The following is a 24084-nucleotide window of genomic DNA, read 5'->3' as shown; positions in this document are numbered from 1 at the left end:
GCGCCGTGGGCTGCTAGAATGCCGCCCATGCCGAATGTGATCGAGATACGCACCCCCGGACGGGGCTTTACCAACATCACCAGCCAGGTGCAGGCCGGGTTGTCCGGCAGTGGTCTTTGCCATCTGTTCCTGCAGCACACCAGTGCCTCGCTGATCCTGACCGAAAATGCCTCGCCGGAGGTGCGCACCGACCTAGAGACGCTGATCGGCCGCGCGGCCCCGGATGGAGACCCGGACTATCGTCACGACGACGAAGGGCCGGATGACATGGCAGCCCACTTTCGGACCCTGTTGGCAGGTCACGAGCTGTCGTTGCCCATGAGCGACGGGCGTTTGATGCTGGGAACGTGGCAGGGCGTGTTTCTGTGGGAGCACCGGGCCCACCCGCACCGGCGCCGCATCGTGATCACCCAACTGCCCGAGCGGCAATGAGCCTGATCGAGGGTGGCTGGCCGCTGAAGCCGGCCGAGCTTTCATGGCGTGAGAATGGCGCCCCGTACGGCGAGACCTTGGGTGGTCTGGACTTTTCCCAGGTGAGTGGTTTTGCCGAGAGTGATCATGTCTTTCTCGCCGGCAATGACCTTCACGCACGCTTTGCTCAGGGGCGGGGGAACCGCATCCTCGAGACCGGTTTCGGCACGGGTGGCAATTTCCTCGCCACCGCGTTGCGGTTCCTGGAAGTGGCGCCGCCGGAGGCCACTCTCGATTTCGTCAGCCTGGAGCCGCACCCCGTCGCGACCGGTGATCTGCCGCGTCTGGCGGTTGTGCTGCAACGCGCGGCGCGGCAGTGGCTTGCCGCGCACCCGCGGTTCTCGGCAGGGGCCGACGAACGTTTCGTTGACCTGCAGTCGGCGCTACACGCGCAGTGGCCCGACCCCGTGCCCGGGTTTCATCGGCGCCTGTTCGCAGGTGGGCGTATCCGCCTGACCATGATCTGGGGCGACCCCGGCGTCCAGTTCCCGCGCATTGACGGCTGTTTCGATGCCTTCTATCTGGATGGGGTCAACCCCGGTCGCTATCCCGAGCCGTGGCAGGAGCAGCTGATCGCGCAGCTGGATCGGCTATCTGCCCTGGGGGCGACCGCCGCCGCGGCTGATGCGACGCCATCGGTGCGTGAGGCGCTGGTCGCGGCCGGTTTCTCTGCCCAGCAGCGTCCGGGCTTCGTCCCCCACGAAGACATGCTCATTGCCCGTCGTGACGACGGGCAGGGCAACAATGCCGCGGCCTCGACCCGGGCCGATGGGCCCATCGCCGTCCTGGGTGCCGGGATGGCCGGGACCACGACGGCCCGGTCGCTTGCCCGACGGGGGCGCGAGGTCGTGGTGTTCGAGGCCGGTTCCCGGCCTGCCGGTGGCGGCTCGGGCAACCCGGCCGGCTTGGTGGCCCCGGTGATCAGTCGCGACTGGAACCGCCTGTCGCAACTGACCGCGACCGGCATGGGCTTCATGCGCGCCGAACTGGGTGAGCTGGTCGACGGGGAGACGGCTACGTTCGACGGCGTGATCAAGCTTGGGCGCAGCGAGCGGCATGTCGCGCGCCAAGCCGGGATTGCCGCGGAACTGCAGCCGGTTCCGGGCTTCGCTCAGTGGTGTGAGGCCACCTCGTTGCGCGGGCTGACCGGTGTCACCGATATCGACTCCCCCGGCTGGTACTTCCCGACGGCCGGCTGGCTTCGTCCACGCGAGGTCATTGCCCACTGGCTCGCCACCCCCTGTATCGAGACGCGACTCGATCGGCCGGTGCGGCGTCTGCTTGGGGAGACGGGCGCGTGGTATGTGCAGACGGCCGATGGTCTGACGCACGGGCCGTTTGCCGAGGTGATCGTGGCGGCTGGCCCGTCAAGCGGGGCCCTGATCGAGACACTGGCACCGTGGATCGAGCCATGTCGGGGGCAGGTCAGCTGGGGGGCGCATGGGAGTGAGCGATCCGACCATGCTCCGGTGAGTGGTCGCCCCCTGATGCGCGAGGGCTATGCGCTCGACCTGCCGAGTGGCGAGCGCCTGTTCGGGGCGAGCTTCCTCCCCGGCGATACCGAGCTTATGGTCCGGGACGTCGAGCACGAGGAGAACCGGCAACGGCTTGCCGCCATCGCCCCCTCACTCGCCGCGCAGCTGTCCACCGGTGCCCTGCAGGGACGCGCCTCCTTGCGTGCCACGACGCCGGACCGCCTGCCGATCGTGGGTCGGGTAGCCGACGGGCTGTGGGTATCGACCGGACATGGCGCCCGTGGCCTCACCTGGTCGGCTTGGCTCGCCGAGTTTCTCGCGTCGCAAATCGAGCAAACCCCGTCGCCGTTGCCGCGGGACCTCGCCGACGGCCTGTGCCCGCAACGCTTCGACGAACGTGCCGCTCGCAAGCAGGCACGCCGCGGCGGACGGTCCGGCTAAAACCGAGCGATGGGATCAGTTGGTCCGATCAGTGGGCCCGATCAGTCAGCCAGGCGGCGAATGCGTTCGCGCTGGGCGGCCAGTTCCTCGAGCTCGGCCTCGAAGCCTGCCAGTCGCTCGCGTTCCTGGTTGACCACGGCCTGGGGTGCACGTTCGACGAAGTTGGCGTTCGACAATTTGCCGCGCGCCTTCTCGATCTGCTTCTCGATGCCCTCGACCGCCTTGTTCAGGCGCTCGAGCTCCGCGGTAACGTCGATCAGGCCAGCCAGCGGGATGTGCACCTGCATCTTGCCCACCAGTGCCATCGCGGATTCCGGCAATTCGCCGTCGAGTTCCTCGATCGACTCGATTCGCGCGACCGTGGTCAGCAGCGGTTCGAGCTCGCGGATGCGCGCCACGTCGAGGTCACTTGCCTCGCTGACCAGGACCGGCAGCGGCTTGCCTGGTGCGATGTCCATCTCCGCGCGGATGCGGCGCACGCCGAGGATGAAGCCCTGCAACCAGTCGATCGCCTCGCGCGCCTCGGGGTCGTGCTTCGACTCATCGGCGACCGGGAAGGGCGCGGTCATGATGGTGTCGTCATCCGTGCGCTTGGTGCCGGCCAGCGGGGCAACCCGTTGCCAGATGGTCTCGGTGATGAACGGGATGAACGGGTGCAGCAGGCGGAGCAGGGTCTCTAGTACCCGCACCAGCGTGCGGCGGGTGCCTCGCTTCGCCGCCTCGTCGCCATGCTTGATGGCCGGCTTGGAAAGCTCGAGGTACCAGTCGCAGTAGGTGCTCCAGGTGAAGTCGTAAAGCGCCTGGGCGGCGAGATCGAAGCGGTAGGTTTCCAGGTGCTTGGTAACCGTGGCCTCGCAGGTCTGCAGTTCGCCGATGATCCAGCGGTCGGCGGTGCCCAGCGTGACCGGGGCGTCACCCAGGCCCGTGTCCTCGCCTTCGCACTGCATCAGGACAAAGCGACTGGCGTTCCAGAGCTTGTTGCAGAAGTTGCGGTAGCCCTTGACCCGCTCGAGGTCGAAGCTGATGTCGCGTCCGGTCGTCGCCTGGGCGGCGAAGGTGAACCGCAGCGCGTCGGTGCCGTGCTCCTCGATACCGTCGGGGAACTCATCGCGGGTCTGTTTTTCGATCTGCTTGGCTTTCTTCGGCTGCATCAGCCCGGTGGTACGTTTCTCCACCAGCGCTTCCAGATCGATACCATCGATGATGTCGATCGGGTCAAGTACGTTGCCCTTGGACTTGGACATCTTCTGGCCATGCGCATCGCGGACCAGACCATGCACGTAGACCTCGCGGAACGGCACGTCACCGCCGAAGTACTTGCCCATCATCACCATCCGGGCGACCCAGAAGAAGATGATGTCAAAGCCGGTGACCAGCACGCTGGTGGGGTAGAAGCGTTCGAGTTCGGCGGTCTGCTCGGGCCAGCCCAGCGTGGAGAACGGCCACAGCGCCGAGGAGAACCAGGTGTCGAGCACGTCCTCGTCCTGGGTCAGCTCCTCGTCGGGGCCGATCTCGTACTTGGCCCGCACCTCGGCCTCGTCGCGACCGACGAAGATATTGCCGTCCGCGTCGAACCACGCCGGAATACGATGGCCCCACCACAGTTGCCGGCTGATGCACCAGTCCTGAATGTTCTCCAGCCACTGGAAGTAGGTGTTCTCCCAGTTGCCGGGCACGAAGCGGATGTCGCCCGAGCGCACGGCATCAATCGCCGGTTCGGTGATCGCCTTTTTGCCGCCCGGCTTGCCGGTGACCGTCTCATCGCGGGTGAGATCGACGAACCACTGGTCGGTCAGCAGCGGCTCGATCACCGTGCCGCTGCGATCGCCGCGCGGCACCATCAGCTTGTGGTCGTCGATCTGGACCAGCAGCCCCTCCGCCCCGAGATCGGCCACGATCTGGCGACGGGCCTCGAAGCGATCCAACCCGCGGTAGCGCTCCGGCAGGTGCGGGTCGACGTCACGGGCCGCGTCACCGACGCATTCGGCCGCCTCGCGGATGGTGGCAGTCTCGGTGAGTACGTTGAGCATCGGCAGGTCGTGGCGCTGGCCGATGGCGTAGTCGTTGAAGTCGTGCGCCGGTGTGATCTTGACGCAACCCGAACCGAACTCGGGGTCGACGTAATCGTCGCTGATGATCGGAATGTGCCGGCCGACCAGCGGCAGGGTGATGGTCTGGCCGATCAGGTGCTTGTAGCGCTCGTCTTCCGGGTGCACGGCCACGGCGGTATCACCGAGCATGGTCTCGGGGCGGGTGGTCGCAACAACCAGGTGGCCCTCGCCGTTGGTCAACGGATAGCGCATGTGCCACAGGTGACCCTTCTCCTCCTCGCTGACCACCTCGAGGTCGGAAACGGCGGTGCGCAGCACCGGGTCCCAGTTGACCAGCCGCTTGCCGCGGTAGATCAAGCCGTCCTCGTACAGGCGGACGAACACCTCGCGTACGGCCTCGGACAGGCCCTCGTCCATGGTGAAGCGCTCGCGTGACCAGTCGCAGGAGGCGCCCAGGCGCTTCATCTGCTCGGTGATAAAGCCGCCCGATTGCTCCTTCCACTCCCAGACCTTGTCCAGGAACTTTTCCCGACCGATGTCGTGGCGTGAAACCCCTTCGGATTCCAGCCGGCGCTCGACCACCATCTGCGTGGCGATGCCGGCGTGGTCGGTACCCGGCTGCCACAGCGTGGCCTCGCCTCGCATGCGATGCCAGCGAGTCAGCGTGTCCATCAGGGTGTCCTGGAAGGCATGGCCCATGTGCAGGCGGCCGGTGACGTTCGGCGGCGGCAGCATGATGCAGTAGGCGCCCTCAGCCTGCATGTCCGGACGGAATCGGTCACCGTCCATCCAGCGTTGGTAGCAGTCCTGTTCGATCTGTCGGGGGTCGTAAGTCTTGTCCATGCCGTTATTCAGATTCGCTTGTCGTCGGGTCGGAAGGACGGTTCGGGGCCGCCGGGAAGGTTTCGGGTTTACTCGTCGCTGGGGCGGACCGACTCGACGCGATGATGGTCGATGGTCGCGCCGGCGCTCTTGTATTGGCGCCAGCGGGCACGGGCGTCCGCGCGGGGCTGTTCGCCGGCGCGAATGACCTCGTCGATGTGCTCGCGGTCGGTCGGGCGCGGGATCGGGGTGCCGGTGAGATTGATCACCCGGGCGAAGCCGCCGGCTTCCGGGTCGCAGCCGATGAAGATCGGGGCGTGGTCCGCGTCTTCCGGGTCGGCGGTGTGCGGCACGAAGCGGTCGTCACGGTAGGACCAGAGGTAGTCGTCAAAGCCTTCCACGTGGGCGAGACTGGCGCAGACCACATAGGTAGGGTGCTGTGCCTCGGCCTGCTCGGCGCATAGTTCGGCGGCAAAATACCAGAAGGCATCCTCGGCCGGGTCGTCGATCAGGTGGAATACAATCTCGCTCATCTGGGCCTTCGGGCGTGGTCGATGTCCGGGTTGGGGTGTGCTGCGACGCTGGCGGTCAGTCGGTATGCTGCCCGCCGGATACTGGTAACCGGGGCCGCCGACGCCCACGCCACGGAGCAAACGAGCATTATGCCCAATTACCCCATGTCGCCCAAGGCGATCGGCCCAGAAATCGGCCTAGCGATAGCCCACCGGAGCGTTATGACACCCCCTAATTTCTACGGCTTTTCGAGGGCATCGTGAGATCGCTCAAGACACGTCTGTTGGCCATCGTCAGCTGGGCTGCCGTGCTGCTGGTGTTGGGATTGGCGATCGTCTGGGTAGGGCCTGAGCGCCTGATCGCGCCCTGGCGGTCGATCGACCCATGGGCGCTGCTGGTGGCACTGGCGCTGATGGTGGCCAGTTACCTCATTCGGACCCTGCGCATCACCCGCTATTTCCCGGGCCGGCTGGCGGGCCATTTCTGGTCGGCCTTCCGCCTGTCGAGTTGGCACAACCTGATGAACAATCTGCTGCCGATGCGCTCGGGCGAGTTGGCGTTTCCGGTGTTGATGCAGCGCTACTACCGACTGTCGCCGCTGGAGAGCGTGCCGGTGCTGTTCTGGTTCCGTCTGCTCGATCTACAGGTGGTGTTGCTGATCGGTCTGGCGGCCGGCGGGCATTTGCTCGGAGTTTCCGCCGAGGTTTTGGGCCTGCTGTTCGGGTTGCTGCTACTGGCCCCGGTCGTGGCGTACGGCCTGCGCCATTGGATGCACGGGATGCTTGCCCGGCGGGATGGCCGGCTGGCGAAAAAGGGCGTGACCATGCTCGCAAGCCTGCCCGATCGGCCGACTCAATTTCTTGGCACGCTGTTCTGGACCTGGGCGAACTGGCTGGTCAAGTTGGCCGCGCTGGGCTGGGTCTTGGCCGCCCTGGCCCCGGTGGGCTTCGCCGCGGGGGTGCTCGGGGCGATCGGCGGGGATCTGACCACGGTGTTGCCCGTGCATGCCCCGGGCGGGTTTGGCACCTACGAGGCCGGAGTGGCGCTGTTGCTTGCCCCGCTTGTCGACGAGCCGCGTACCGTGTTGGCCGCGGCGGTCAACCTTCACCTGTTCGTGCTGGGCACCGCATTGCTCGCCGCGGCTTTGGCGCTGTTCATTCGTCGTCCGTCACCGCGCTGATCTCTTCGACCGCCGTGTTTCGAATCAATTGATCGAGCGAGCCCATGTAACCCTGTAGTCGGGCCTCGAAGGTCTCGCCCGGCACGGTCCCGTCATGGAACTCCTGCAGGAGTGACAGGATGCCGGTGGCCAGGTGGCGATGCCGGTCGAGGTTCTCCGTTGCCCACCAGGCCGCCGCGGCACGTAGCTGATGATGGCGCTTGGATTGTTCCAGGTGGGCCCGTCCCAGTGAGCGCAGCCCCCAAAGCGCGGCCATGGCGCCCAGTGCTGTGCGTGGCCTGGCCGGGTTGATCACGAAATCGAAGCGCGTCATCCAGCCGGTCAGGGCGGTTCGACGCATCGGGCGGGCAATGGCGTAGCCCTGACCCAGCTGCCCGCCGAGCAGGGCGGTGGCCTCGATCAGGTCGGGTGTTTCCAGACCCTCGACTACGGTGCGCAACTCCAGGGCCTGCGCCATCTGGATCATCGAGGCGATGAAGGTCAGGACCCGGCCGGGTTCGTGCTGGGCCGCGCGCACCATGCCCTGGTCGATCTTGACCGTGTTGAAGGGGAGGCTGCGCAGCCGCAACAGGTTGTTGTAGCCCGAGCCCAGATCGTCCATCGCCAGGTTCACCCCCAGCTCGCCGATGCGCTGCATGGGGCTGGCCAGATCGCCCGGCTCGAAGCCGGTGTCGCCCTGTTCAAGCAATTCGAGCGTGATGCGATGGGGGCTTACCGCGTGGCGGTCGAGCGCCGCGCGCACGTGTCCCGGCGTGGCCGGATCCATCAGTACACTCACCGGCAGGTTGATGGCGACCGACAGGGACGGCCCGTGGCGCGCCTCGATGTCTCGCAGACAGGCCAGGGACTGGTCGAGACCCAGCTCGAACAGGCGCATTACCTGACCGTCGTTGAGCCAGGGGATGAACATGTTCGGCAGGATGACCTCGCCGTCGGGCAGGTACAACCTTGCCAGGGCCTCGAGCGTGGTCAGTCGACCCGTCTGCACATCGATGACCGGTTGGTAGACCATCTCCAACCCATCGTCGTAGAAGGCCTGCCGCCATCGATCGTAATCGCCCTTGGCATACAGCAGGGCGGCCGGACTGCGGATCTGTCGCCAGGCCTGGCTGACCAGCGCCATCAACTGGCCGGTAAAACCCTGCAACGTCGAGCTCGTGAACATCCCGGGGATGCGTCCATACAGGCAAATCACGGCGATGGGCTGGTCGCGGTTGTCGAGGATCGGGATCGCCACGCAACTGCGAATCCCCAGGGCTTCGGCCTGAACCGACCACGGGGCACCGGCGGGATCGTCGATCGTATTGTCCATGGTGACGACACGCGCCTGCCGGTAGGCGACCGAGACCGGATGTGCCGACTCCGGGCGTCTGAGGTCGAGCGTGGCGTGGCCATCGGGCTCATCGGTCGGCCGGGTGAAGAGGTCGGTGCCCTCGGCGTAGTTGGCGACGAAGCGACCATCGGCATTGGGCGAGAGGATTGCCACCCCGTGAATGCCGGGTAGCCCGGTCAGCGTGTCCAGCAGGTGCTCGTTGAAATCCGGCCAGTTGTGCTCGTTGCGGCGGCGATCATCGATCGTCACCAGGGCGGTATGGAACTCGTCGTCGACCGCCTGACCCGCGGCGAGCTGGTGGGAAAGCTCCATGCTCAACCGTTCGGTAAAGACGCGTTCGAGCCGGTTCTGGTGACGCTGATTGACGTGGGCGCGATTGAAGGTCTCGTTGAACTCGTGCATGTACACGGTGATCGCGCGGACCAGGTCACTGGGCGAAACCCCCGCCAGCGCGTGTACGTGCCCGACCTGGCGGGCCCGATTGATATGCACTTCCTCGCTCAGATCGGGATCGAGCAGGAAGCCAAGATGTCGGGCCTGCTGTGCCCTGAGCTCGTGGAACTCCCGGGGCGACAGGTGGCCGAGCACGTTGCGTATCGACTCCATCCGGGACAGCTCGGCGTAGAAACGCTCGATGAATTCGTCGCTCAAGGGGGCGACGTCCGACTGAATCCGTTCGAGAAGCATCTTTGCGGCGGGGCCATAGGCGGGCACCGACTCGGACATCTCGGGGAGATCCTCGCCCCGCCGGGTCGTTTCCCGCTCCCAGATCACCCAGTCCTGCAGCCGAATCGACTTGCTGTTCTTGGCCGCGTACAGCGCGGCGTCGGCATTGCGGATCAGTTGTTCCGGCGCGCTGTCGTCGAGTGGGTAGCGGGTGACCCCGATCTGGCCGTTGGCGTGCACCTCGACACCATCTTCCAGAATGATCGGCTGTCGGATGGTGGTGGCGATGCGATCGAGTACCCGCGCCAGGCCCGCGTCGTCCTCGATATCCTCCAGGATCAGCAGGAACTCGTCGCCACCCAGTCGGGCAGCCGTGTCGGTGTCACGAATTGCGCACTTGAGGCGGGCGGCGAGCGTCATCAGCATCTCGTCGCCGGCGGAGTGCCCGAACCGGTCGTTGATTGGTTTGAAATCGTCGAGGTCCAGTAGGGCGACGGCGAGCATTTGCTGGTGACGGTCGGCTCGCGCCAGCGCCTTGGGCAACTCGGCGTCGACGGCGCGGCGATTGGACAGGTTGGTCAGCGGGTCGTGATACGCGAGATAGGTGTTGCGCTGCTGTTCCTCGTCGAGGCGGTCGCGCAGGTCGAGCTGTTCGAGGCTGCGATTGACCAGTTCACCCAGGTGCATCAGCACCTCGCTCACCTGCTGGTCGAGGTCCGATTCGGCTGCCGCGATCACCACCAGGAAGGCCCAGAGTCGGCCATTCCGTGACAACGGAACCAGGGCGGCGAGCGGTGGCGTGTCGAACCAGTTCAACTGCGCGAAGGGTGCGGCGATACGCTCGTCGATCACCAGACGACGGCCGGCATCGACCAGCGCATGGGCGTGGCGAATGCCGTCTTCCAGGGTGCGTTTCACCTCCGGGTTCGGCCGGTCGACGATCTCGCTGTCACCCCCGATGGCAATCGGGGTGATGCCGTGTTCGGCCGGGGCGACCCAGGCTCCCAGGAACAGGCCGGTTTCCACCAGCTGCGTGCACACGACCTCGAGCATGCGTTGTTCGTCGTCGGCCAGGATCAGGGTGTCGATCTGGGCGAGCAGCGACTGCATCAGTGCCTGGTCGCGCTCCAGCCGTTCAATGCGCTGGCGCTGGCGGTTCTTGAGCAGGGCGGCATCCGGTTGCGTGCTGGCAAACACGTGCTCGATGCTACGGCGCAGACTGGAGAGCGTCGTCTTGTCGGGGAGGGTCTCGACGATCTCGATGGCCCAGTAGCCGGGCGTGCCATCTGCCGGCCCGAGTGCCTGCAGGAAGAGGCGCTCCTCGATGTCCTCGAACGCGCCGATCGGATCGCCGCCTGCACCCGGCTCCGGCAGCAGGGCACGGTCGAAATCGCTGCTCGCGGCCAGCAGGCGGCCTTCCTCGCTGAGGAACACCGCGCTGCGCGACAGAGCCGGGTAACAGGCGGCAATCGTTTCGAGCAGGGTGGCAATCGCCTCGTCGCGAGGCAGTCGATCGCCCAACGAACGGGCCAGGGACTCGAGTCGTTCCCGTGTCATCGGATAGCTCCCCGACGGGGATGCGTTGCCGCTCGTGGGCACATCCATTGCCGGGGAATTTGCCCCGTCGGCGGCGGAGTCGGTTGGCGGTAAGCTGCCGTTCGAGGGAGGGGTTGGCGGTGGCTCATGTGGTTCAGAGGATCAAGCCGTCACGGGTTGGGGTCAAGTCGGTGGATGTCGTGTAGTGGTAGGCATCGGCAGCACTTTCGGCCCGGATCCGAGCCAGGTCATCCGGGGGTGGTGCCACCTCCGTGGTGGCGGTCGCTGGCGTTCCTGCCGTACACTGCCGGCGTTTTGTCGATACCGCCTTCCTGGGCGGAATCGATGATCCCCGGTTGCCGTCCTTGCCATGTTTCGGGTCGATCGGCATCCGGTGAGTTCACGCGCTCATTTCGCCGCGCGTTTCAAACCGTCACGCGTTGCCAAGATCACGCGTTACCACGGGGTGTCCTACGTCATGACAACGACCGCTCAGCTCGCCGCGCCGCTTTCCATCGTCGTGCCGATGTTCAACGAACAGGAGAACGTCTCGCCGTTGGTGGAGCGGGTCCACGAGGCGCTGGCCGAGTATACCGGAGCGTGGGAGCTGCTGCTGGTCGACGACGGTTCGTCGGATGCCACGGTCGCCCGGATCCGCGAGGCGCGCAAGGCCTTCGGTTCGCACGTCCGCCCGGTGCCGCTGACACGCAACTTCGGCCAGACCGCCGCCATGCAGGCCGGCATCGATCTGGCCCGCGGCGAGGTGATCGTGACCATGGACGGCGATCTGCAGAATGACCCGATCGACATCCCGCGCATGGTTGACCGGCTGCTGCGCGAGGACCTGGACCTGGTTGCCGGCTGGCGGCGGGATCGCAAGGACAACTGGGTCCGCAAGGTACCGTCGTGGTTGGCCAACCGTCTGATTCGCCGGCTGACCGGCGTCAACCTGCACGACTACGGCTGCAGCCTGAAGGTTTTCCGCGCCGACGTGATCAAGGGTGTGCGCCTTTACGGCGAGATGCATCGGTTTATCCCGGCCTGGCTCGCCACGCAGACCGCCCCCAGCCAGATCGCCGAGGAAGTGGTCACGCATCATCCGCGCACCGCGGGTACCTCCAAGTACGGCTTGTCGCGCACCTTCCGCGTGATCATTGACCTGATCAGCGTCTACTTCTTCATGCGCTTCTCGGCGCGGCCGGCGCACTTCTTCGGCCTGCTGGGTACCGGCTTTGGTCTGCTGGGCGGGCTGGGGATGTTCTACTTGTTGATCGAGAAGGTCCTGGGACACGATATCGGTGACCGGCCTCTGCTGCTGGTCTCGATCCTGTTCATCCTGATCGGGGTGCAGATGCTGACCACCGGCGTGCTCTCCGAGATGCTGTCCCGGACCTACTACGAGTCGCGCGACGTGCGCACCTACCACCTGCCGGCACGCTTTGACCTGGCGGGCGAGAACGATGCCTTTCGCATGCCGGCGGACAGCAAGGGCCGCGAGGCAACCGATTCTGTTTCTGCCGAGGGGGACCCGGCATGACCACGCATACCGCCTTTCGTCGTGACCCGGCCCCGGCCAGCCAGCTGGTGCTGGCCTTCGTGCTGACCGCGGCCGTCCTGCTGGCGGGCGTGTTCGCCTGGCCGGGTGCCCGCGAGTCCCTATTTCATGTCTTCAACGCGCTGGGTGGCATCGAATCGACCCAGCCGTTCTGGGCCGGCATCAATGCTTTGGCCGACACCTGGCTGACGCTGGGGTTGATGCTGCCGTTCGTGCTTTGGCGGCCGCGGTTGGCGATCCTGCTGCTGTTCGCCGCGATCGTCGCCACCGTGATCACCCACAGCCTCAAGCCCCTTTTCGACGAGCTTCGTCCCCCGGGCGTGCTCGACGCCGATGCCTTCAATCTGATCGGACACTCGATCCGCTCCGAGGCGTTTCCGTCCGGGCACACGGTGACCGCGTTTACCTTCGCCGGCTTGCTCATCCTGGGATTGCGTCCGCGTTGGCCTTGGGTGGCGCTGCTGCTGGCACTCGCCTCGATCATGGGTATCTCGCGCATGGTGGCCGGTGTGCACTGGCCGACCGACGTCCTGGCCGGGGCGGTCGTCGGGTTGGTGTCGGTGGCGTTGGCCGTCTGGCTGGTCAACCGTTGGCCGGCGGCCCGTCACGCCCGCTGGCCGGTGCCCGTGGCGGTGTTCGTCTGTGCGGTGTGCGCCCTGGGGGCGCCCTGGGTCGACGTCGGTTATCCGCAGGGTGCGTGGGCCAATTGGATGGTCGCGCTGATCGGTGTCGTCGCCCTGTTTCTCGGCACGTTGCGGTACTGGCCGGGGCGAATGAGCCGGTCACTGGATCGTCGCTTGGGTCGGCTGGGGTCGCGGGGACGCTGATGGCTGTCGCGGGGATCGTCAAAACCGGGTCTGCGAGGCTATAATTCCGCCATGTCACTGATCGCCTTCGGGGTTAACCACAAGACCGCACCGGTGGACGTGCGCGAGCGCATCGCGTTCGGCCCCGAGCGTGTGCACAACGCCCTCCAGGAATTGCTAGGCGACGGCGGCGCGCGCGAGGCGGCGATCGTCTCGACCTGCAACCGCACCGAGATCTACACCCACGCCGAGTGCGTCACCGACGAGCTGGTCGAGTGGCTGGCGACGTTCCACCAGATGTCGCCCGAGGCGCTGGCCCCCTACGTTTATGCCCATACCGACGAATCGGCCATTCGCCACCTGATGCGGGTGGCCTGCGGGCTCGATTCGATGGTGCTGGGCGAGCCGCAGATCCTCGGCCAGATCAAGGACGCGTTCACCCTGGCGCAGGACGCCAATGCCCTCGGCCCGATCCTGGGTCGCCTGTTTCAGAACACCTTCGCCGTGGCCAAGCAGGTGCGCACCGACACGCAGATCGGCGCCTCGCCGGTGTCGGTGGCCTTTGCCGCGGTCAGCCTGGCGCGCCAGATCTTCGGCTCGCTCGAGGAAAAGACCGCGCTGTTGATCGGTGCCGGTGAGACCATCGAGCTGTGCGCACGCCATCTGCAGTCGGCCGGGTTGAGCCGGGTGATCGTCGCCAACCGGTCGATCGAGCGGGCCCACATGCTCGCCGAGCAGTATGACGGCAGCGCCATCGGCCTGGGTGATATCCCGGCCCACCTTCACCGCGCCGACATTGTCATCTCCTCGACCGCCAGTTCCCTGCCGGTACTCGGCAAGGGGGCGGTCGAGCAGGCGATTCGCGAGCGCAAGCGTCGGCCGATCTTCATGGTCGACATCGCCGTGCCGCGCGACATCGAGCCGCAGGTCGGCAATCTCCAGGACGTCTATCTCTACACGGTCGACGACCTCAAGACGGTCATCGACGAGGGTCAGCGCAGCCGGCGTGAGGCGGCCGAGCAGGCCGAGGAGATCATCGACGTTCAGGTCGAGCATTTCCTGCAATGGGTGCAGTTGCAGACCGGCGCGGAACTGATCCGCAATTACCGCCGGCGTGCCGAGGACATGCGCGACGAGACGCTGGCCCGGGCACGCTCGATGATCGAATCCGGACGCGACCCGCAGGAGGCGCTCGACTACCTCGCGCGTACGCTCACCAATCGCCTGATCCACCAGCCGACCGTGGTGCTGCGCCAGGCCTGCGTCAGTGGGGATCTTGCCACGGTGCAGAGCGTCTCCCACGTGGTGGGTCTCGACGAGGACGCCGAAACAATCGCCCAGCGCGCGTTGCCCGTCGGCCAATGGGGAAACCGCAACCCGAACGACGACCGCGAGCGCTAGCTGATTCCCTTCGCCCGCTATCCGGCCGGGCAGCGCTCCATTCCCTGATCGTTCCCCTCACTTTTCGTACCCGAATCCTTTATGCATAACGCCCTGGTCGCCCGGCTCGACAGCCTGGTTGAACGTTTCGAGGAAATCACCGCGCTGCTCGCCGATCCCGACGTCATCGCCGATCAGACGCGCTTTCAGCGCCTGTCGCGCGAATACGCCCGACTTGAGGCGCTGGTGAAGAACGTCGAGACCTATCGTCGCACCGAGCGCGAGCTCGCGGAGGCGCGCTCCCTGGTCGAGGGGGATGACCCCGACATGGCCGAGATGGCCCGCGAGGAACTGGCCGATCTGGAAGCGCGATACGCCGAGCTGGACGCCGAGATCGAGCGCCAGTTGCTGCCGGAGGATCCGAATGACGAGGGCGACGTGTTCCTCGAGATCCGCGCCGGCGCGGGCGGCGACGAGGCGGCGATATTCGCCGGCGACCTGTTTCGCATGTACGGCCGTTTCGCCGAGTCCCAGGGCTGGAAGGTCGAGGTGCTGTCGGCCTCGGAAGGCGAGCACGGTGGGTACCGCGAGTTGATCTCGCGGGTCAGCGGTGATGGTGTCTACTCGTGGCTCAAGTTTGAGTCGGGCGCCCACCGCGTGCAGCGTGTGCCGGTCACCGAGACCCAGGGTCGTATCCACACCTCGGCGGCGACGGTGGCCGTCATGCCGGTTATTCCCGCGGCCGACGCCCCCGAGATCAACGCCAACGACCTGCGGGTCGATACCTTCCGCGCCTCGGGGGCCGGCGGTCAGCACGTCAACAAGACCGATTCGGCGATCCGCATCACCCACCTGCCGAGCGGCACGGTGGTCGAGTGCCAGGAAGAGCGCTCGCAGCACAAGAACCGGGCGCGGGCCATGGATCTGCTGGCAGCGAAACTCGCCGACGAGGCGCGCCGCGAGCAGGCCGAGGCGACGGCGGCCAACCGCAAGGCCCTGGTCGGCAGTGGCGATCGCTCCGATCGCATCCGCACCTACAACTTCCCGCAGGGGCGCGTGACCGACCACCGTATCAACCTCACGCTCCATCAACTCGACAAGATCCTGGCCGGCGATCTGGCCCAGGTGGTGGTGCCGTTGCGCCAAGCCGATCAGGCCGCGCAGCTCGAGGCGTTGGCCCAGGAAGGCACGTGACTCAAGCCGTGAACCCGGCATCCCCCGACGAGTGCCTCGATGTCGTGCTGCGACGCTGCGGTGAACGGATCATGGCGGGGCGCGGCTGCGACCGGGCCGAAGCCCTGTTCGAGGCGCGCCTGCTGGCCGGCTTCGTCACCGGCCTGGATACCTCCGCACTGATGCTGCAGGGCGACCGCCCGCCCGAAACGGGCGTCCGTGACCGGCTGGAGTCGCTCTGCGCGCGGCGCGCGGCGGGTGAGCCGGTCGCCTACCTGATCGGCGAGCGCGGCTTCTGGCGATACCGCTTCCGGACCGCGCCCGGCGTGCTCATTCCCCGACCGGACACCGAGCTGCTGGTCGAATGGGCCCTCGAGTTGCTCCCCAGAACGACGCGGTCTCGGGTGCTGGATCTCGGCACGGGGAGCGGCGCGATCGCGCTGTCGATTGCCGCCGAGCGGCCGGACGCCGAGGTGCATGCCGTCGACAGCAGCGAGGTGGCGATTCGTCTGACGGCCCGCAATCGCGAGTTTCTGGCCGAGCAGGGCGCCCCCGTGACAGTGCGCCTGTGGCAGGGCGACTGGCTCGAGGCGGTTGCCCCGGCCTCGGTCGACCTGATCGTCAGCAACCCGCCTTACATCGCCGCCGATGATCCGCATCTCGCCGAAGGCGACGTGCGCCACGAGCCGGTCGAAGCCCTGGTGGCCGACGAGGAGGGGCTGGCCGACTACCGGCGGATCATCATCCAGGCCCGTCCGGTGCTGCGCCCGGGGGGGTGGGTGCTGCTCGAACACGGATTCGAGCAGGCCCAGGCGGTTAGTGGGCTGCTCGAACAAGCGGGATTCGATGCGGTCGATACGCGCCGGGACGTTGCCGGACACCCCCGCGTCACTGCCGGGCGGCGCCCGGACTGATGCCGGTCGTCGGGCGGAACGCCGTTCTTGGTTCGCCCTGCCAACTGCGCTAGTCTTGAACCGTACAGGGCGGAAGGCAAGGCGCCAGCATGGAAGACAAGCAACCGATCAAGATGCACGAAATCTGGTTTCGTGGCCCGCACCAGGAAGGTGAGCCGGCCCGAGCCGCGGAATCGTTCGCCCGATGGTTGCCGGGGGTGATTGCCGCGAGGCGCCGTGGGCCGCTATGCCTGGAAGTCGAGTACGACCTCTCCGCCATCTGCCTGAAGGCGATCCGGCAGGCGCTGCAGGCATCCGGTTTTCATCTCGATGCCGCGTTGCTGGAAAAGCTCAAGTGCGCGCTGGTCGACTACACCGAGCAGAACCAGCGTGAGGCACTGGGGGTGGATGGCTGCAACCTGCCGCCGCAAAAATACCGCCCCACCGGAGAGGCGGGCATCGTGCGTGAGCGACACGCCGAGGACCAGGGCGATCGGTCCGACGATCCCTGGCGCCACTACCTGTAAGAATCTGGTAATCGATCGCGCCGCAGGCGGACGACTCCCTCCGGCACCAATGCCCGGCCCCAGGCCGGGCATTTGCGTTCCGGCACTAACTGACGACTCACTGCTGACGACTGACTGGCAATGAAAGACGAACAATTGCTGCGCTACGGGCGCCATATCATGCTCGACGGACTGGATTATGAGGGTCAGCAACGCCTGCTCGATGCCCGCGTGCTGATCGTCGGGCTGGGCGGGCTCGGATCGCCGGTTGCGTTGTACCTCGCCGCGAGCGGCGTGGGCGAACTGCATCTCGCCGACTTCGACCGGGTCGATCTGTCCAATCTCCAACGCCAGATCATTCATGACCAGGCGCGGGTAGGGCAGAGCAAGGTGGCCTCGGCCAGCGCACGCCTTGGCGAGATCAATCCCGACGTCCGGTTGCTGCCGATCGAGGCCCGGCTGGAAGGCAAGCAACTGGATCAGGCGGTGGCCGGTGTTGACCTGGTGGTCGACTGCTCGGACAACTTCGAGTTGCGCTTCGCGCTGAACGCGGCATGTGCCGAGCGGCGCGTGCCGCTCGTTTCCGGGGCGGCGATCCAGTGGGCCGGCCAGGTGACGGTGTTCGACCATCGCGACCCGGACGCCCCCTGTTATCGCTGCCTGTACCGCGAGGAGGGTGAGGACGAGTTGCGCTGCGCCGAGACCGGCGTGCTCTCGCCGCTGGTGGGCATGATCGGCAGTCTTCAGGCCGCCGAGGCGATCAAGGTGCTGTCCGGGGCCGGCCGGCCGCTGGTCGGCCGCCTGGCGCTGTTCGATCTAAAGGATGCCGAGTGGCGCACCGTCAAGTATCGACAGGACCCGGGCTGCCCGGTGTGTGCCGCGCGTCGCGGCGATTGAGGCATACGCTGGCGGACCCCGCCCTCAGTCTTCCGAGTCGGCCAGGGAGCGGGCCACGTCGCGCACCAGCTGCGGCCCGCGGTAGATGAGTCCCGTGTAGACCTGAACCAGGTCTGCACCGGCACGGATCTTCTCCAGCGCCGCGTCACCCGAATCGATACCACCCACCCCGATGATCGGGAAATCGTCCGGCAGGCGCTCGCGCAGGGCGGCGATTACCTCGGTCGAGCGCTCGCGTACCGGGCGGCCGGAGAGCCCACCCGCCTCGTCGGCCTGCGGCAGGCCCGAGACCAGCGGTCGACCCACGGTGGTGTTGGTGGCGATCACCGCATCGATGCCGTGGGCGACCAGCGCGTCGACCAGTGCCGGGAACTCCTCGTCCTCGATGTCCGGGGCGATCTTGATCGCAAGCGGCACGTGGCGCCCGCTCTCGTCGCGCAGGCGCTCGCGTTCTTCGGCCAGGCCGGCGAGCAGGGCGGTGAAGGCCTCGCCGCCCTGCAGGTTGCGCAGGTTGGCGGTGTTGGGTGAGGAGATGTTGATGGTGACGTAGTCGGCGGTTTCGTAGACGGCTGCGAGACCCGCGCGGTAATCATCCAGCGCGTTCTCGATCGGCGTGTCGAAGTTCTTGCCGATATTGATTCCCAGCGGCACCGTGCGTGGCGCTGCGGCGATGTTATCCAATGCCGACTCGATGCCGTCGTTGTTGAAGCCCATCCGGTTGATCAGCGCCTCGGCATCGGTCAGCCGGAATAGGCGGGGGGCCGGATTGCCCGGCTGGGCGCGCGGGGTGAGCGTGCCCACCTCGATAAAGCCAAAGCCCAGGCAGGACATCCCGGCGATGTGTGCGGCGTTCTTGTCCAGACCGGCAGCCAGGCCGACGCGGTTGGGAAACTCCAGGCCCATGACGGTGGTCGGATCGTTCGGCACCCCGCGGCGTTGCATCCCGCACCAGGGGGTGCGGGCGGCCAGGTCGAGCAACCCGAGGGTGACGCGGTGAGCGGTTTCCGGGGCGAGTCGGAACAGCAGCGGACGAAGCAGGGGATAGAGGTCCATGGCACACGCAATTTGATGGCAATCGGATGGAAAAACGCCATTGTAACGGCATTGATGCCACCGGCGACGCGGGGATGTGGCCCGAGGGTTGGGTGCGGTTGATATACTCGCCCACCCGCGCTCCCCGGTCTTGCCGGGGCAAATCGCCCGTCACGAGATAGTTGCTCATGCTCGACTCCCGCCGTTTTCACCTGATCGTCCTCGCCGTGGCCGTGGCGATCGGCTACGTCTGGGGCATCGCCAGCCTGCCGTTGTTCGATCTCGACGAGGGCGCGTTCACCGGCGCGACCTGGGCGATGTTCGAACGCGGCGACTTCCTGACGCCGTACCTCAACGAGGAGCCGCGTTTCGCCAAGCCGGTGCTGATCTACTGGTTGCAGGCTGCCTCCGTTGGGCTGTTCGGCTTCACCGAATGGGCCTTTCGCTTGCCGTCGGTGCTGGCCTCGGCGGCGTGGGTGGGCCTGATCTATGCCTTTGCGGATCGCTATCTCGGCGCGCGTCCGGCCTTCTTCGCCGGGTTGATCGCGGCCACCTCGCTGATGACCACGGTGGTCGGCAAGGCGGCGATCTCCGATGCCGTCCTGCTCCTGTTCCTAACCGCCGCGGTGTTCGCCACCTTCAATCACTGGGTGAGCGGCGAACGGCGCTGGGTGCGCTGGGCCTACCTGGCGATGGGGCTGGGTTTTCTCACCAAGGGGCCGGTGGCGGTGGTGATTCCGGCGCTGGCCAGTTTCGCGTTCTACCTGGTTACGGCGCGGGGTCGAGACTGGTGGCGGGCGGTGCTCGACTGGCAGGGCATTCTCATCTTTCTCGCCGTGGCGCTGCCGTGGTACATCGCCGTCTGGATCGAACACGGCCAGTACTTCATCGACGAATTCTTCCTCAAGAACAACGTCAGCCGGTTCGACGAGCCGATGGAGGGCCATTCCGGTGGCCTGTGGTACTACCCCTTGGTCACCCTGGTTGCCCTGTTGCCGTTCACCGGTGCGGTGCTGACCGCATTGCGTTACCTGCCCAGTGACTGGCGGGCAGCGTACGGCAAGCCGGCTTCGTTGCCGCTGGCGCTGCGGCGGTTCGGCTGGATCTGGTTCGGCCTGACGCTGCTGCTGTTCTCGTTCTCCGGCACCAAGTTGCCGCATTACCTCAATTACGGCCTGGTGGGCCTGATGTTGGTGATGGCCTCCCACCTGCCGCACATTCGCCATCGCTGGTTGCACCTGGTGCCACCGGCGCTGTTCCTGCTGTTCGTCCTGCTGTTGCCCTGGCTGGTCGAAATCAATTTCGACCAGATCAAGCCGTCTTACGTGCAGGACATGCTGGCCGAGCGCGGTCAGTTCTTCGGGGCGTCGTGGTACCTGATCGGCGGTGGCACCTTGGTTTTGGTCATTGCTGCCGGGTTGGCGCGAAAGTGGTCGTTGCCCAAGGTGATGATCCCGGTGGCGTTGTCGTGCTCGCTGGTGGTCAATGCACTGGTGCTCAATGCCGTGGGCCAGATGCAGCAGGGGCCAGTGCGCGATGCGGGCCTGATGGCGCGCGACCTGCCCGGTCCGCTGGTGATGCGGGACATGAACATGCCGAGCTTCGGCGTTTATGCGCAAAAGGTGGTCGAGCGGCGCGCGGTGCGGGAGGGGGATCTCCTGCTCACCCGCAGCGAGCGTGCCGAGCGCATGCCGGGCGAGGTGCTCTACGCGAAGGGCGGCTACGTGCTGATGCGGGTTGGCTCCAGTGATTGACATCGAGTGATTACCTGGACGCAGGGCCCCCGCCCTGCAATCGTTAATGAGCTACCATGAACGCAGGTCGCCATGGCTTGTCATGGATGGCCATGGAAGCGTAATCGACGGATCGTTCAGACCCACGATGGCAGGCCAGGCGTCACTCGACGGGGCTTGTTGGTTAGAGAGGTGGATGTATGCAGGATTTTCTCAAGAATCGACGTCGTTTCATGACCGCCATGGCCGGCGCCGGCGCCGCGTTCGGCTTGGGCCGCGCACACGCGCAGGACGGCCAGGAGGGCCCTGGCGACGAGGAGTTGTTCTTCCCGGGTGACGAGCCGGCGCACAAGGTCATCTACCAGCTCAATCACGGCGACGTGGAGTATCAGACCCACGTGCTCAACTCGATGAATGCGATGATCGGCAAGTACGGTGGTAACGTGAAGATCGCCGTCGCCTGCTTCGCCAAGGGCATTCACATCCTCGCCAAGGAGCCCATGCGCGAAGTCGACGAGGAGATCTATGCCCGCGTCGAGGGGTTCGCCACGAACTACGACGTCGAGTGGATCGCCTGCGGCAACACCATGGATACCGTCGGCTACAGCGAGGACGACATCCGGGATTTCGCCCGGGTTGAGCAGGTCGGTGCCGCGGCGCTGATGGAATACCAGGAAGATGGCTACGCCTACATTTCCTGGTAAGGATTTCTCAATCCACTCGGAAAGGCCATTGAAACCCATTGATCCCATTAAGGATTGTCCGTGGATGAACTGATCATTCGCCAGCCTGACGACTGGCACCTGCACCTGCGCGACGGTGCAATGCTCGAGGCGGTCGCCGGTTTTTCGGCCCGCCAGTGCGGCCGCGCGATCATCATGCCCAACCTGGTGCCGCCCGTGACCAGCGTGGCCGAGGCCCGGGCCTACCGCGACCGCATCCTGGCCGCCGTAGGTCCGGACAGCGGTTTCGAGCCCTTGATGACGCTCTATCTCACCGACCGCACCACGGCCGCCGAGATCGAGCAGGCCGCGGCCGATCCGCATATCCACGCCGTGAAACTCTACCCGGCCGGGGCGACCACCAATTCCGAAAACGGGGTGACCGATCCGCTGGCGAGCGAGCCGGTGCTGGCGGCGCTCGAGCGCACCGGTCTGACCCTGTGCGTGCACGGCGAGGTGGTCGACCCGGCGGTGGACATCTTCGATCGCGAGGCGGTGTTCATCGAACGGGTGCTCTCGCCGATGCTCGAGCGCTACCCGAACCTGCGTGTGGTGATGGAGCACATCACCACCGCCCAGGCGGTCGCCTTCGTGCGCTCTCAGGGCGAACGCCTCGGCGCGACCATCACCGCACACCACCTGATGTTCAATCGCAACGCGATGCTGGCCGGCGGGATTCGCCCGCACTACTACTGCCTGCCGATCCTCAAGCGTGAAAAGCATCGCGAGGCGCTGCTGGAAGCGGCGGTCGACCCGTCGGGCAAGTTCTTCATGGGCACCGACAGCGCACCGCATCCCAAGGGTGCCAAGGAATCCGCCTGTGGCTGTGCCGGCGCATTCACCGCGCCGGTGGCCACCGAGCTCTACGCCCAGGTATTCGACCAGCTGGGTGCGCTCGATCGGCTTGAGGCGTTCACCAGCCTGAATGGGCCGCGCTTCTACGGCTTGCCGGCCAACGAGCGCCGGCTGCGCCTGCAGCGAAAGCCCCAGGCCGTACCGGACCCGCTCGACTGCGGCGGGGACGTGGTGGTGCCGTTCTTGAGTGGCGAGACGATCGAGTGGACGGCCTCGCTTGTCGATGAGTGAGTCCGAGATAACCCGCAACCCACCCGTTGATCCCCCTCTCGACTGGTCGGGCGCGCCGGGATCGGCCCGCCCGCGCCTGTCGGGCGCGCCATTGTGGCAGGCGTCGATCAAGCAGACGCCCGAATCGTTCCGGGTCGACGAAGACCTGGGTTTTGCGCCCAGTGGCGCCGGCAATCACTGGCTGCTGCGACTGGAAAAGCGCGATATGACCACCGGCGCGCTGGTCGATTGGATGGCGAAGGTGACCGGTACGCGCGCCCGCGACATCGGTTTTTCCGGTCTCAAGGACCGTCAGGCGATCACCACCCAGTGGCTGAGCATCCCGCACGAGTCGTTCGACCCACAGGCCTTTGAACGTGCCTGCCAGAGCGAGGGTATCGGCCTGCTTGAGATCGATCGCCACGACCGCAAACTGCGCCGCGGCACCCATCGAGGCAACCGTTTTTGCCTGCAGCTTGGCCTCGTCGAGTCGCTCAACGCGAACACCGACACCGACCTGGCGGCCTATCTTGCCCAACGTGCGCCGGCTCTGGCCTCGCGGGGCATGGCCAATTACTTCGGTGAACAGCGTTACGGTCGCCAGTTCGGCAACCTGCGCGGGTTGGTCGAGTGGGGGCAGGGTATCCGCACGGGGCGCCCCAAGCGCCAGGCCCGCAACTGGCTGCTATCCACCCTGCGATCGTCGATCTTCGATCACGTGCTTGCCGAGCGCATCGCGGCCGGTACGGTCGGCCGCGTCGTGCCCGGTGACCTGCTGCAACTGGCCGGATCGCGCAGTCGTTTCCTTGCCGAGCTCGACGAGCTTGATGCCCTGCAGGCGCGTCTCGAACAGGGAGATGTCACCCCCACCGGTCCGCTCTGGGGTGAGGGGCCGTCGCAGGCGGGCGGATCGGTCGCCGAGCACGAGACGGCCCTGGCCGACGAGATGCTGGCGCGCTTTGGTGAGGAGACCTGGCGTCGCTGGCTTGCCGACTGGCGTGTGGTCGCCGACCGCCGCCCCCTGACGGTTCGGATCACCGATCTCGACTATCGGATCGAGGGCGACCGGGTCGAACTGGCCTTTTCTCTGCCACCCGGCAGTTACGCCACCGAACTGGTGGCCGAACTGTTTGCGCCCAAGGCGGCGAGCTGACGCGTCAGCCCGACGGGTCGTGCCGGCATCTCGTCGCCAGGCCGACTAGGCTCACCCCATTCCGACGTGTGAAGGGGAAGCTCCGATGCTCGAATCCATCGCGGTCCTGATGGGATCAATCGTTCTGGTTGCACTGACGGCCCTGACCGGCGGCATGTTTCGTCCCGATGGCTGGTACCGCGCCCTGGCCAAGCCCTCCTGGACACCACCGGACAAGGTCTTTCCAATCGCGTGGGCGGTGCTTTATCTGTTGATGGCGGTGGCCGCCTGGCGAGTGTTCATGGCCGATGAGTCCTCCGCCCGCACCGCCGGCCTGATTCTCTATGTGCTGCAACTGCTGTTCAACGCCGCCTGGTCGTGGCTGTTCTTCGGTCGTCGGCGCATCGTGGCCGGGTTGGTGGACATCCTGCTGCTGTGGATGGTGCTCAGCCTCACCGTCGTGCTGTTTGCCCAGGTCAGCACCCTTGCCGCCGCGCTCCTGATTCCGTACTGGTTCTGGGTGGCCTTCGCCGCCATGCTCAATGCGCGGATCTGGAAGCTCAATCCGTTCGAGTCATCACCGCGTAACGGCTGACTGCCAGTTTCTCTTGCAGTGGTGGTTGGCCAATCGGCGCCGCCTAGTGCCTGGAATTGGGTAGAATCGCGGCTTTAACGTCACAGAGGGTCACGGTTGGCCGCGCT

The 24084-nt window shown here is 66.2% G+C and carries 19 protein-coding genes; 15 read left to right on the top strand and 4 right to left on the bottom strand.

All coding sequences use genetic code 11. From position 1 onward, the window contains the following. Positions 1 to 18 precede the first annotated feature (18 nt). Positions 19 to 432 (top strand): secondary thiamine-phosphate synthase enzyme YjbQ, encoded by a 414-nt coding sequence (locus tag VWP12_RS08800; protein ID WP_410473818.1) that lies wholly within the window; start codon positions 19 to 21, stop codon positions 430 to 432. Further along, a complete protein-coding gene (mnmC, locus tag VWP12_RS08795; RefSeq protein WP_410473817.1) occupies positions 429 to 2387 on the top strand; it encodes an FAD-dependent 5-carboxymethylaminomethyl-2-thiouridine(34) oxidoreductase MnmC in 1959 nt (652 codons plus the stop codon). Before VWP12_RS08800 ends, mnmC begins: the two co-directional genes overlap by 4 nt. 41 nt (positions 2388 to 2428) lie before the next feature. Here the strand turns inward: mnmC and VWP12_RS08790 are convergent, their stop codons facing one another. Together VWP12_RS08790 and VWP12_RS08785 are read right to left on the bottom strand one after the other, a co-directional pair. After that, on the bottom strand, positions 2429 to 5281 hold the full coding sequence (locus VWP12_RS08790) for a valine--tRNA ligase (RefSeq protein WP_410473816.1): 2853 nt from the start codon (positions 5279 to 5281) through the stop codon (positions 2429 to 2431). Between the two features lie 68 nt (positions 5282 to 5349). Then, positions 5350 to 5793 carry a DNA polymerase III subunit chi gene (locus tag VWP12_RS08785; protein WP_410473815.1) on the bottom strand — a complete coding sequence of 148 codons (444 nt, stop codon included), beginning with the start codon at positions 5791 to 5793 and terminating at the stop codon, positions 5350 to 5352. A 239-nt stretch (positions 5794 to 6032) separates the two neighbouring features. Here VWP12_RS08785 and VWP12_RS08780 point away from each other — a divergent pair, with 239 nt between their 5' ends. Continuing rightward, the gene (locus VWP12_RS08780; RefSeq protein WP_410473814.1) at positions 6033 to 6953 is read left to right on the top strand and encodes a lysylphosphatidylglycerol synthase domain-containing protein; all 921 of its coding nucleotides are present in this window, start codon (positions 6033 to 6035) and stop codon (positions 6951 to 6953) included. Here the strand turns inward: VWP12_RS08780 and VWP12_RS08775 are convergent. Then, positions 6928 to 10509, bottom strand: coding sequence for an EAL domain-containing protein (locus tag VWP12_RS08775; RefSeq protein ID WP_410473813.1), 3582 nt, complete (start codon positions 10507 to 10509; stop codon positions 6928 to 6930). The two genes, VWP12_RS08780 and VWP12_RS08775, sit on opposite strands and share 26 nt — an antisense overlap. 457 nt (positions 10510 to 10966) lie before the next feature. Between VWP12_RS08775 and VWP12_RS08770 the strand changes: the two genes are divergently transcribed. From VWP12_RS08770 to VWP12_RS08740, 7 genes are all read left to right on the top strand, one after another. Continuing rightward, complete coding sequence (locus tag VWP12_RS08770; protein ID WP_410473812.1) at positions 10967 to 12025, top strand: glycosyltransferase family 2 protein; 1059 nt, start codon at positions 10967 to 10969, stop codon at positions 12023 to 12025. Beyond that, positions 12022 to 12870 carry a phosphatase PAP2 family protein gene (locus VWP12_RS08765; protein ID WP_410473811.1) on the top strand — a complete coding sequence of 283 codons (849 nt, stop codon included), beginning with the start codon at positions 12022 to 12024 and terminating at the stop codon, positions 12868 to 12870. Before VWP12_RS08770 ends, VWP12_RS08765 begins: the two co-directional genes overlap by 4 nt. Before the next feature lie 51 nt (positions 12871 to 12921). Then, positions 12922 to 14250 carry a glutamyl-tRNA reductase gene (hemA, locus tag VWP12_RS08760; RefSeq protein WP_125199512.1) on the top strand — a complete coding sequence of 443 codons (1329 nt, stop codon included), beginning with the start codon at positions 12922 to 12924 and terminating at the stop codon, positions 14248 to 14250. A gap of 81 nt (positions 14251 to 14331) precedes the next feature. Next, positions 14332 to 15423 (top strand): peptide chain release factor 1, encoded by a 1092-nt coding sequence (gene prfA / locus VWP12_RS08755; RefSeq protein ID WP_410473810.1) that lies wholly within the window; start codon positions 14332 to 14334, stop codon positions 15421 to 15423. After that, on the top strand, positions 15420 to 16316 hold the full coding sequence (prmC, locus tag VWP12_RS08750) for a peptide chain release factor N(5)-glutamine methyltransferase (RefSeq protein WP_410473809.1): 897 nt from the start codon (positions 15420 to 15422) through the stop codon (positions 16314 to 16316). Before prfA ends, prmC begins: the two co-directional genes overlap by 4 nt. 89 nt (positions 16317 to 16405) lie before the next feature. Next, entirely contained in the window at positions 16406 to 16822 is a 417-nt protein-coding gene (locus VWP12_RS08745; protein ID WP_125199510.1) for a hypothetical protein, read from the top strand. A 120-nt stretch (positions 16823 to 16942) separates the two neighbouring features. Next, positions 16943 to 17698 carry a HesA/MoeB/ThiF family protein gene (locus VWP12_RS08740; RefSeq protein ID WP_410473808.1) on the top strand — a complete coding sequence of 252 codons (756 nt, stop codon included), beginning with the start codon at positions 16943 to 16945 and terminating at the stop codon, positions 17696 to 17698. Positions 17699 to 17722: 24 nt separating this feature from the next. Here VWP12_RS08740 and VWP12_RS08735 read toward each other — a convergent pair whose 3' ends face one another. After that, positions 17723 to 18751, bottom strand: coding sequence for a quinone-dependent dihydroorotate dehydrogenase (locus tag VWP12_RS08735; protein WP_410473807.1), 1029 nt, complete (start codon positions 18749 to 18751; stop codon positions 17723 to 17725). Positions 18752 to 18918: 167 nt separating this feature from the next. On the opposite strand from VWP12_RS08735, the gene VWP12_RS08730 reads away from it, so the two are divergent. From VWP12_RS08730 to VWP12_RS08710, 5 genes are all read left to right on the top strand, one after another. Beyond that, on the top strand, positions 18919 to 20484 hold the full coding sequence (locus VWP12_RS08730) for an ArnT family glycosyltransferase (RefSeq protein ID WP_410473806.1): 1566 nt from the start codon (positions 18919 to 18921) through the stop codon (positions 20482 to 20484). A gap of 179 nt (positions 20485 to 20663) precedes the next feature. Beyond that, positions 20664 to 21167 (top strand): DsrE family protein, encoded by a 504-nt coding sequence (locus VWP12_RS08725; RefSeq protein WP_410473805.1) that lies wholly within the window; start codon positions 20664 to 20666, stop codon positions 21165 to 21167. Between the two features lie 60 nt (positions 21168 to 21227). Further along, positions 21228 to 22271: a dihydroorotase gene (gene pyrC, locus VWP12_RS08720; protein WP_410473804.1), complete on the top strand. Its 1044-nt coding sequence runs from the start codon at positions 21228 to 21230 to the stop codon at positions 22269 to 22271. Next, positions 22264 to 23403, top strand: a complete 1140-nt coding sequence (gene truD / locus VWP12_RS08715) for a tRNA pseudouridine(13) synthase TruD (protein WP_410473803.1) — start codon at positions 22264 to 22266, stop codon at positions 23401 to 23403. Before pyrC ends, truD begins: the two co-directional genes overlap by 8 nt. Positions 23404 to 23488: 85 nt before the next feature. Further along, positions 23489 to 23977, top strand: a complete 489-nt coding sequence (locus VWP12_RS08710) for a TspO/MBR family protein (protein WP_410473802.1) — start codon at positions 23489 to 23491, stop codon at positions 23975 to 23977. Positions 23978 to 24084 lie beyond the last annotated feature (107 nt).

Source organism: Guyparkeria sp. TX1 (genome assembly GCF_046523965.1).
Classification (GTDB): Bacteria; Pseudomonadota; Gammaproteobacteria; order Halothiobacillales; family Halothiobacillaceae; genus Guyparkeria.
Note: the sequence above shows the minus strand (reverse complement) of the source record. Positions and strands in the feature narration are given on the sequence as shown.

Bases quoted from the DNA above. Each gene is read 5' to 3' on its own strand.
- VWP12_RS08800 (WP_410473818.1), top strand. From the start codon at position 19: ATGCCGCCCATGCCGAATGTGATCGAGATACGCACCCCCGGACGGGGC.
- mnmC (WP_410473817.1), top strand. From the start codon at position 429: ATGAGCCTGATCGAGGGTGGCTGGCCGCTGAAGCCGGCCGAGCTTTCA.
- VWP12_RS08790 (WP_410473816.1), bottom strand. From the start codon at position 5,281: ATGGACAAGACTTACGACCCCCGACAGATCGAACAGGACTGCTACCAA.
- VWP12_RS08785 (WP_410473815.1), bottom strand. From the start codon at position 5,793: ATGAGCGAGATTGTATTCCACCTGATCGACGACCCGGCCGAGGATGCC.
- VWP12_RS08775 (WP_410473813.1), bottom strand. From the start codon at position 10,509: ATGACACGGGAACGACTCGAGTCCCTGGCCCGTTCGTTGGGCGATCGA.
- VWP12_RS08770 (WP_410473812.1), top strand. From the start codon at position 10,967: ATGACAACGACCGCTCAGCTCGCCGCGCCGCTTTCCATCGTCGTGCCG.
- VWP12_RS08765 (WP_410473811.1), top strand. From the start codon at position 12,022: ATGACCACGCATACCGCCTTTCGTCGTGACCCGGCCCCGGCCAGCCAG.
- hemA (WP_125199512.1), top strand. From the start codon at position 12,922: ATGTCACTGATCGCCTTCGGGGTTAACCACAAGACCGCACCGGTGGAC.
- prfA (WP_410473810.1), top strand. From the start codon at position 14,332: ATGCATAACGCCCTGGTCGCCCGGCTCGACAGCCTGGTTGAACGTTTC.
- VWP12_RS08745 (WP_125199510.1), top strand. From the start codon at position 16,406: ATGGAAGACAAGCAACCGATCAAGATGCACGAAATCTGGTTTCGTGGC.
- VWP12_RS08740 (WP_410473808.1), top strand. From the start codon at position 16,943: ATGAAAGACGAACAATTGCTGCGCTACGGGCGCCATATCATGCTCGAC.
- VWP12_RS08735 (WP_410473807.1), bottom strand. From the start codon at position 18,751: ATGGACCTCTATCCCCTGCTTCGTCCGCTGCTGTTCCGACTCGCCCCG.
- VWP12_RS08730 (WP_410473806.1), top strand. From the start codon at position 18,919: ATGCTCGACTCCCGCCGTTTTCACCTGATCGTCCTCGCCGTGGCCGTG.
- VWP12_RS08725 (WP_410473805.1), top strand. From the start codon at position 20,664: ATGCAGGATTTTCTCAAGAATCGACGTCGTTTCATGACCGCCATGGCC.
- truD (WP_410473803.1), top strand. From the start codon at position 22,264: ATGAGTGAGTCCGAGATAACCCGCAACCCACCCGTTGATCCCCCTCTC.
- VWP12_RS08710 (WP_410473802.1), top strand. From the start codon at position 23,489: ATGCTCGAATCCATCGCGGTCCTGATGGGATCAATCGTTCTGGTTGCA.